Source organism: Dietzia sp. E1, from assembly GCF_014145015.1.
GTDB classification, from domain to species: domain Bacteria; phylum Actinomycetota; class Actinomycetes; order Mycobacteriales; family Mycobacteriaceae; genus Dietzia; species Dietzia cinnamea_A.
In genome coordinates, this window is record NZ_JAALDU010000025.1 from 1 (window position 1) to 8701 (window position 8701).

General features: G+C 70.3%; 6 protein-coding genes. 2 read left to right on the forward strand and 4 right to left on the reverse strand.

The window, feature by feature from the left end; genetic code table 11:
• Positions 1–48: 48 nt before the first annotated feature.
• The 4 genes from G6030_RS01270 to G6030_RS01285 form a co-directional block, all read right to left on the reverse strand.
• Positions 49–1668 carry a cation acetate symporter gene (locus tag G6030_RS01270; RefSeq protein WP_131885785.1) on the reverse strand — a complete coding sequence of 540 codons (1620 nt, stop codon included), beginning with the start codon at positions 1666–1668 and terminating at the stop codon, positions 49–51.
• Positions 1668–1958: a DUF485 domain-containing protein gene (locus G6030_RS01275; RefSeq protein WP_007627431.1), complete on the reverse strand. Its 291-nt coding sequence runs from the start codon at positions 1956–1958 to the stop codon at positions 1668–1670. The genes G6030_RS01270 and G6030_RS01275 overlap by 1 nt, the downstream gene beginning before the upstream one ends.
• A 258-nt stretch (positions 1959–2216) precedes the next feature.
• Complete coding sequence (locus tag G6030_RS01280; RefSeq protein WP_131885784.1) at positions 2217–3860, reverse strand: substrate-binding domain-containing protein; 1644 nt, start codon at positions 3858–3860, stop codon at positions 2217–2219.
• A gap of 158 nt (positions 3861–4018) precedes the next feature.
• Positions 4019–4765: an enoyl-CoA hydratase gene (locus G6030_RS01285; protein WP_131885783.1), complete on the reverse strand. Its 747-nt coding sequence runs from the start codon at positions 4763–4765 to the stop codon at positions 4019–4021.
• 94 nt (positions 4766–4859) lie between these two features.
• On the opposite strand from G6030_RS01285, the gene G6030_RS01290 reads away from it, so the two are divergent.
• Both G6030_RS01290 and G6030_RS01295 read left to right on the forward strand, forming a co-directional pair.
• Positions 4860–6386, forward strand: coding sequence for a carboxyl transferase domain-containing protein (locus G6030_RS01290; protein ID WP_131885782.1), 1527 nt, complete (start codon positions 4860–4862; stop codon positions 6384–6386).
• Positions 6387–6449: 63 nt separating this feature from the next.
• Positions 6450–8366 carry an AMP-binding protein gene (locus tag G6030_RS01295; RefSeq protein ID WP_007625962.1) on the forward strand — a complete coding sequence of 639 codons (1917 nt, stop codon included), beginning with the start codon at positions 6450–6452 and terminating at the stop codon, positions 8364–8366.
• The last annotated feature ends 335 nt before the right edge of the window (positions 8367–8701 follow it).

The following is an 8701-nucleotide window of genomic DNA, read 5'->3' on the forward strand; positions in this document are numbered from 1 at the left end:
CCCGCCCGACCGTCCGGCGACGGTCGGGCGGGCCGGCGAGGGTCCGGGTCAGTGCGAGATGGTCTTCTCCACACCGACACCGGTGAGCGAGCGGACCTCCATCTCCACGCGCTTCTGCGGGAACTCGTCCTTCTTGCCGATGAACGTCCCGACGATGCCCAGCAGGAACGCCAGGGGGATCGACACGATGCCCGGGTTGGAGAGCGGGAACAGGGAGAAGTCGACGCTCGAGATCATCGACTTCTCGCTGCCGGAGACCGCCGGCGAGAGCGCGATGAGCACCAGGGTGCTGATCAGGCCGCCGTACATGGAGAACAGCGCGCCGGTGGTGTTGAACCGCTTCCAGAACAGCGAGTAGAGGATCGTCGGCAGGTTCGCCGAGGCGGCGATCGCGAAGGCGAGGGCCACGAGGAAGGCGATGTTCTGCCCCATCGCGCCGATGCCCATGACGATCGACACGATGCCGATCACGACCACCGTGATCCGGGAGACCCGCAGCTGCGACTGCTCGGTCGCCTGGCCGTGCTTGATTACGCCGTTGTAGATGTCGTGCGCGAACGAGGCGGAGGCGGTGATGGCGAGTCCGGCCACCACGGCGAGGATGGTCGCGAACGCGACCGCCGAGATGATGCCGAGGAAGATCTCACCGCCCAGCGCGAACGCGAGCAGCGGCGCCGCCGAGTTCACACCCCCGGGGGCGTTCTCGATGACCTCGGGTCCGACCATCGCCGCGGCACCGAAGCCGAGGACGAGGGTGAACAGGTAGAAGCCGCCGATGAGCGCGATCGCCCAGGTCACCGACCGACGGGCCTCTTTCGCCGTCGGCACGGTGTAGAAGCGCATGAGCACGTGCGGCAGCCCCGCGGTGCCGAAGACCAGGGCGATCGACAGCGAGACGAAGTCGAGCTTGCTGGTCTCGGTGGCGCCGTACTGCAGACCCGGCTGCAGAAGATCCTTGCCCGAGTTGGCCACGGCCTCTCCGAGGAGCGCGGAGAAATTGCCTCGGACGGCGATCAGGACGAGGAGACACATGATCAGCACACCGCCGACGAGCAGGACGGCCTTGACCATCTGGACGTAGGTGGTGCCCTTCATGCCCCCGACGAGAACGTAGACGATCATCAGGATGCCGACGACGGCCACGACGATCGACTGCCCCGTGGAGTCGTCGATGTTCAGGAGCAGGGCGACGAGACCGCCGGCGCCGGCCATCTGGGCGATCAGATAGAACAGACACACCGCGAGGGTGGCCAGCGCGGCCGCCATGCGGACGGGCCGCTGGTTGAGCCGGAAGCTGAGCACGTCGGCCATCGTGAACCGGCCCGTGTTGCGCATCAACTCGGCCACGAGCATGAGTGCCACGAGCCAGGCGACGAGGAAGCCGATCGAGTACAGGAAGCCGTCGTAGCCGTTGATCGCGATGGCGCCGGCGATACCGAGGAAGGAGGCCGCCGAGAGGTAGTCGCCGGCGATCGCGAAGCCGTTCTGCGGGCCGGTGAAGCTCGAGCCGCCCGTGTAGAAGTCCTTGGTCGACTTGGTCGACTTCGACGCCCTCAGCACCAGGGTCATCGTGATGACGATGAAGACGGCGAACACCGCCATGTTGAGGAGGGTGCTGCCGACCTGCTCACCCGGCGCGAGTTCGTTGATGTTGATCAGCCAGTCCATCAGGCGACCCCACCTTCCAGTTCGAGGCGGATGGACTCCGCGCGCGGATCGATCTCACGGTTGGCGAAGCGGATGTACAGGAAGGTGATGAGGAAGGTCGTCACGAACTGCCCCAGGCCAATGATCAGACCCCAGGTGATGTTCCCGAACACCTTGGTCCCCATGAAGTCCGTCGCGTAGACGGCCAGGATCACGTAGAGGAAGTACCAGACGAGGAAGGCGATCGTCATGGGGAACACGAACGCCCTGAACTTGCTGCGCAGATCCTGGAAGGCGGGGCTGGCCTGCATCGCCGTGAATTCCGCCGCATCCGGGGTTCGTCGCGATGCTCCCCCCGCCGGCGGTTCGGTTGGTTGGGACACGGAGGTCCTCCGTTTCGGGTTCTCGTCAGCACACCCCTGTAGTGATGCGCTTCACAGACACTGACCGGGGAAGTGTGACACGTGACACAGAAGATTGCGGAGAGACCGTCGGCGAACTCTTATGACGAGCCGAAACCGCGGGTGGCGCCACCCCCGTCGGCGGGTAGCACTTACCTCCCTACGGGGCTACGGCTGAGCGGAGGAGCCGCGGCGCCCCACCGCCTCCGCGAATACCCGGACGATCTCTTCCGGAGTGCGGGCGACATGGCTGCTGCCGCCGGTAGCCTCCGCGATCTGCGCGAGGGTGCCCGAACTGCTCTCGTCCAGAAGGCTCACCGTCACCACGATGACGGGGCGGGACGGGTCCACCATCTCATCGAGCCGGGCGAAGAACTCGTCCGCTCCGATGTCCGAGGTCGCGTCGTCCGCCCCGTCGGAGATGACGATGATCGAGTTGACCATGTTCGGGTCGTACCCCGAGCGCACCATGGCGTAGGCGTCGAGCACGGAACGATAGAGGTCGGTGCCACCACCCACCATCCCGGGCAGCGAGGCCAACGCGCCTCCCAGCGCGGCACGGTGCGTGCCCCCGGGAGCCGCCGCGTCGAGGCGCTGCAGTGCGGCGACCTCCGCGTACGGGAGCCCGTCGCTCCCGGCGGCACCGCCGAACGCCCACAGTCCGAGCTCCGCGTCGTCGGGGAACTGGCCGAGCCCCGCGCCCGCCGTCTCGACGAGCGCCTGGATGCGGGTGCGGTCCGTGCCGGGAACCCCGAAGCCCATCGAACCCGACGTGTCCACCAGGACGAGGGACCGGCCCGGCATCGCCAGGAGCCGCCAGTGCCGTAGCGCACTGTGGACCCGGTTCGCGTCCCGGACGACGAGCGCCTCGGCCCCGCCCACTCCCGCACTCTCGGCGAGCGGCGCCCGGAAGGCGGTCCGGAAACCGTCCCGGGAGAGCCCGTCGATGACAGCGGGCGCAGCGGTGGCGTCCCGGAGTGCCTCGGCGGCCCCGGACACCTCGGCCCGGCGCGTAGGGTCCTGGGTCGTCACGGCCACCGGATAGGTCAGGAAGACCGCCCCGGTGGCGGGCGCGTGAAGTTCCAAGCCCGAGTCTGGCGCCGCCCGCTGCGCGAGCACCGCATCCCGCTCCGTCACGATCGCCGCGCCGCCGCCGGCGATCACCCTGTCGAGCATCTCCCGGGAGGTCGGCGGGACCTCCATCCGACTCATCTGCCCCTGGGCCAACATCGCCATCGCGGCCCCCAGCGCCTCCGGAGTCGACCGCAGCATCTCGACCTCCGACGTCGCGGCGAGGATCGGCGCGTCCGCGACGCCGGACCGGACCGGGTCGCCCATCATCAGCCCCGGGGTGGCGAGCGCCGAGGTCCACGTCGACATGTCGATCGGGGCGTCACGGGAAGCGATGACCACAGGGGTCGACGCGAGGGAGTTGAGGACCGTCTCGAACGGGATCTGCACGTCCTGGGACATCTGGGCGAGACGCACGGCGGAGTCCGGCACCCAGATGTCCGGTAGCGCCTCCCGCGAGACGGTGCGGGTGGCCATGTCCGCGGAGGACACCGGTTCCACGTCGAAGGCGTGACAGCCGTCGGCGTGCTCCGCCAGGACCCGGACGTGCTCGACGATGTCGGGCTCGGCTGCCACGCTGATCCGCGGTTCCGCCCCGCAGAAGCCGGCGACACCGGCCCTCGACAGCCCGGAGACCACCAGGCCCACCACGAGCACGACGGCGACGATCACCGCTCCCACGAGGACGACCCTCCGGGCCGTCGGGTTGCCGTTCTGTGGCGATGCGCTGTGCCTGGCCATCGGTGACGCTCCCCCGGTCATGCGATACCCGGGGCCGTGCCAGACGCCCACGTCGTGCGGATCCGGGTCGGGCGCGGAGAATCGTACCCGGGCCGGTCGGCCCGCGGTGCCCGTACGTGGGGCGCCACGGCGGCCTGCGTCACCTGCGGTGGGGCGGTTCAGCGCCCGCGGAAGACGGGCGGCCGCTTCTCGGCGCGGGCGGCCCGCGCCTCGGCCATGTCCTCGCTGCTCCACGCGCGCAACTGGAGTTCGGTGTGCTCCTCCCGCGGGAGCAGCCGGGCGTCGTCGTCGTTGATCACGGTCTTGATGTGTCGCAGACTCAGCGGTGCGAACCGCGCGAGTTCGGCGGCCAGCTCCATGGCCGCCTCGACGTCGCCGATCTCGTTGGCCAGGCCGATCCGGGCGGCCTCCTCCGCACCGACGGGGCGGGCGGTCATGAGCACCGAGCGGGCGTGGCCGCCGCCCACGACGTTGGCCAACCGCTTGATGGTCCAGTTGTCCAGCGCCAGTCCCACCTTCACGACGGGCACGGTGAAGACTGCGCCGGGCGCCACCACCCGCAGATCCGCCGCCAGTGCGAGCTGCACGCCCGCACCGACAGCCGGACCGTTGACGGCGGCTATGACGGGGACCGGGACCGACTCCACGGCACGGAGCATCCCGGCGTGTGCGTCGTAGAAATCGGAGTTGTACACCCCGCCGGACAGATCGGCGCCCGCGCAGAACGCGGTTCCCGCTCCGGTGATGACGATCGCGCGGACGGGATCCTCGGCGTCGGCCTCCGCGCCGGCGGCCTCGACGGCCTCGCGCAGGGCGGTGCACACCTCGGCGTCGAGCGCGTTGCGGGTCTCGTGACGGTCGATGGTGACGACGACGACTGCGCCGTCCCTGCGGCTGACGATCATGGCGGCGGAGGGCTCCTCTGCGTGACGGGGGTACGGCAGTGCACCCTCACCCTCACGATACCCGCTGGTAGGTGCCCCACCGTACGATGCGGTCATGGCGCGCACCGGAGCTCTGCAGATCCTCGACATGGTCCTCGACGACGGCTCCTTCCGGTCCTGGGACGACGCCCCGGTCCGCCCGCCACAGGTCGACGCGGTGCCGGGGTACGAGGAGGCGCTCCAGCGGGCGACCGAGAAGTCAGGGGTGGACGAGTCGGTCATCACCGGTGAGGGGACCCTGCTGGGCCGCCGGGTCGTGATCATCGCGTGCGAGTTCGACTTCCTTGCCGGGTCGATCGGGATCGCCGCCGCCGAGCGGATCGTCTCGGCGATCGAGCGGGCGACGGCCGAAGGGCTTCCGATCCTCGCCTCTCCCACCTCGGGCGGTACGCGGATGCAGGAGGGGACGATCGCGTTCCTCCAGATGGTCAAGATCTCCGCCGCCGTGGCCGGACACAAGAGCGCGGGGCTGCCCTACCTCGTGTATCTGCGGCACCCGACCACCGGCGGCGTGTTCGCGTCGTGGGGGTCGCTCGGTCACGTGTCGGTGGCCGAACCCGGCGCGCTCATCGGCTTCCTCGGGCCCCGCGTCTACGAGGCGCTCTATGACGCGCCCTTCCCGGACGGGGTCCAGGTCTCCGAGAACCTCGCGCGACGCGGGATGATCGACGGTGTGCTCCCACCGGAGGGGCTCCGCGACCTCACTGCCCGCGCCCTGCGGGTCCTGTGCCAGGACCCGCCGTCGGACGACGAGCCGGCGCCGCCCCACGGGCCGGTTCCCGAGCCGGAGTCCGACGACGGCCTCCCCCCGGATGCCTGGGACGCCATCACCCGGTCGCGGCGCCCGGACCGCCCCGGCGCGCGTGCCTTCCTCGACCGCGTGGCGCCCGACCGGGTGCCCCTGTCCGGCACCGGTCAGGGCGAGGACAGCGGATCACTCCTGTTGTCGCTGGTCCGGTTCCGGGGCCAGTCCGCCGTCGTGCTCGCGCAGGACCGGGACGCGGAGAACGAGAAGAGCCCGCTCGGCCCCTCAGCGTTGCGTTCGGCACGCCGCGGTATGCGCATCGCCGCGGAGATGGGGGTCCCCCTGGTCCTGCTCATCGACACCCGCGGCGCCGCTCTGTCGCGGGAGGCGGAGGAGGGCGGACTGGCGGGTGAGATCGCCAGGAGTCTGGCCGACCTCGTCACCCTGCCGACCCCGACCGTCTCCGTGATCCTGGGGCAGGGCACCGGCGGCGCCGCTCTCGCGCTGCTCCCCGCCGACAGGGTCCTGTGCGCGCGTCACGGGTGGCTCGCCCCACTGCCGCCGGAGGGCGCGAGCGCGATCCTCCACCACGAGACCAGCCGCGCCCCTGAGGTCGCCCGGTCGCAGGGCATCACCTCCGCCGACCTGCTGGAGGCCGGGATCGTGGACGTGGTCGTCCCCGAACGTCCCGACGCCGCGGACGAGCCGGAGGCGTTCTGCGACCGGATGGCCGACGCGGTCGCGTCCGCTCTACTCGAGGTCCGCCGACGTCCCCCTGAGCGGAGGTACGCCGAGCGGATGATGCGGTATCGCGAGCTGGGCCTCGCATTAGAGTGAAGCCTGTCACAACCCGTCGGCACGGTCGGCGGGCCCGCTGCCGTACGTGAGGGGAAACACCCGATGTCGGACTCGACGACCTCGACCTACGACGCCGCCCACCGGCTCTCGATCAGCGATCCCGACGCCTTTTGGTTGGACGTCGCCGGGGACATCGACTGGACCACGACCCCCACGACGGCGGTCGACGGATCCCGTCCACCCTTCTACCGGTGGTTCCCCGACGGTGAGCTGAACACGTCGTACAACTGCGTCGACCGGCACGTCGCCGCCGGGCGGGGCGAGCAGGCCGCGTTCATCTACGACTCGGCGGTCACCGGGGTCAAGGAGACCATCACCTACGCCCAGTTGCTGAAGCAGGTCGAGGAGTTCGCGGGCGCGCTCGCCGCGGAGGGCGTGGGACGCGGCGACCGGGTCGTCATCTACATGCCGATGGTCCCCCGTGCCGCCGTGGCGATGCTCGCGTGCGCCCGGCTCGGCGCCGTCCACTCCGTCGTCTTCGGCGGATTCGCCGCACCCGAGTTGGCGATCCGGATCGACGACGCCCGCCCCAAGGTGATCGTCACGTCCCACGGCGGCATCGAGCCGACGCGCAAGGTGCCCTACTTCCCCATGGTCGCCAAGGCGCTCGAGCTCACCCGCCACACCCCCGGGGCCGTCATCGTGGCCCCGCGTCACGACCAGTTCCCCGACATGGCGTTCCCCGACACCCCGGGAACCACCTGGAGCTACTGGGATGACGCCGTCGCCGTCTCCGAGCCGGCGGCGCCGGTCCCGGTGAAGGCCACCGATCCCCTGTACATCCTCTATACCTCCGGAACGACCGGGCTGCCCAAGGGCGTGGTCCGCGACAACGGCGGACATGCCGTCGCGCTCGCGTGGTCGATGTGGAACGTCTACGGCATCCGGCCGGGCGACGTGTGGTGGACCGCCTCGGACGTGGGCTGGGTGGTCGGCCACTCCTACATCGTCTACGCGCCCCTACTGGTCGGCGCGACGTCAGTGATCTACGAGGGCAAGCCCGTCGGCACCCCTGATGCCGGGGCGTTCTGGCGCGTGGCCTCCGAGCACCGCGCGGTCGCACTGTTCACGGCTCCGACCGCCGTGCGGGCGATTCGTAAGGAGGATCCCGAGGGCCTCGAGATCGGTAAGTACGACCTGTCGGCCATGCGCACTCTGTTCTGCGCCGGCGAGCGTCTCGATCCGGACACCTACCAGTGGGCCACCGACAACCTCGGCAAGCCTGTTGTCGACAACTGGTGGCAGACCGAGACGGGCTGGCCGATCGCCTCCAACCTCCGCGGCCTGGAGCCGATGCCGATCAAGCCCGGCTCCCCCACCGTTGCGGTCGCCGGGTACGACCTGCATGTGCTCGACGGAGACGGCACGCCCCTGCCGCCCGGCGAGGAGGGGAACCTGGCCATCAAGCTGCCCATGGCCCCGGGCACGCTGGCGGGCCTCTGGGAGGACGACGAGAGATTCGTCTCCTCGTACATGTCCGTCTTCGAGGGTTACTACTCCACGGGTGACGGCGGGTACATCGACGAGGACGGCTACGTCTTCGTGATGGGTCGGACCGACGACGTCATCAACGTCGCCGGCCACCGGCTGTCCACCGGGTCGATGGAGGCCGTCATCGCCCGGCATCCCGCCGTCGCGGAGGTCGCGGTGATCGGCGTGAAGGACCATCTCAAGGGCCAGCGCCCCGTCGGCTACGTGGTGCTCAAATCCGGCCAGGTCCGCGACCCCGACGAGCTGCGGTCGGAACTGGTGGCGATGGTGCGTGACGAGATCGGGGCGGTGGCCACCTTCCGCGACTGCACGGTCGTCCAGGGGCTGCCCAAGACCCGCTCGGGCAAGATCCTCCGCAAGACGATGCGGCAGATCGCCGATGGTCAGAAGGATGTGGCGGTGCCGTCGACGATCGAGGACCCGGCCGTCCTCGACGCCCTCACGCCTTACTTGCGGCAGCAGGGGTAAGCCCGAGGCCGCGCCGGCCGGGGCGGGGCGACTCGCGGCCCGGCCGGGGATCCGCGCCCGAGCCAGGCGTCTCGCTCCCCGCGAAGGCGTTTCGCTCTCGACGATGGGGTCTCGCTCCCGCCGATGGCGGCTCGCCTCCGTGCGTGTCCACGCAGCCGCTCCCGGCGATGGCGTCTCGCTCCCGCCGATGATGCTGCGCACTACAGCCGCCCCTCGCCATGGCGTCTGGCGCGTACCGCGGGGCAGGCGAGACGCCATGGTGAGGGGCGGCTGTGGTCGTCGGGCACACGGGGGTCGTCGGCCGCGGGGCTGCGACCGGGCCGGGTCAGGCGGTG

What these genes read in the sequence shown, in the direction of transcription:
- G6030_RS01270 (WP_131885785.1), bottom strand. Translation starts at nt 1,668, where the DNA reads ATGGACTGGCTGATCAACATCAACGAACTCGCGCCGGGTGAGCAGGTC.
- G6030_RS01275 (WP_007627431.1), bottom strand. Translation starts at nt 1,958, where the DNA reads ATGCAGGCCAGCCCCGCCTTCCAGGATCTGCGCAGCAAGTTCAGGGCG.
- G6030_RS01280 (WP_131885784.1), bottom strand. Translation starts at nt 3,860, where the DNA reads ATGGCCAGGCACAGCGCATCGCCACAGAACGGCAACCCGACGGCCCGG.
- G6030_RS01285 (WP_131885783.1), bottom strand. Translation starts at nt 4,765, where the DNA reads ATGATCGTCAGCCGCAGGGACGGCGCAGTCGTCGTCGTCACCATCGAC.
- G6030_RS01290 (WP_131885782.1), top strand. Translation starts at nt 4,860, where the DNA reads ATGGCGCGCACCGGAGCTCTGCAGATCCTCGACATGGTCCTCGACGAC.
- G6030_RS01295 (WP_007625962.1), top strand. Translation starts at nt 6,450, where the DNA reads ATGTCGGACTCGACGACCTCGACCTACGACGCCGCCCACCGGCTCTCG.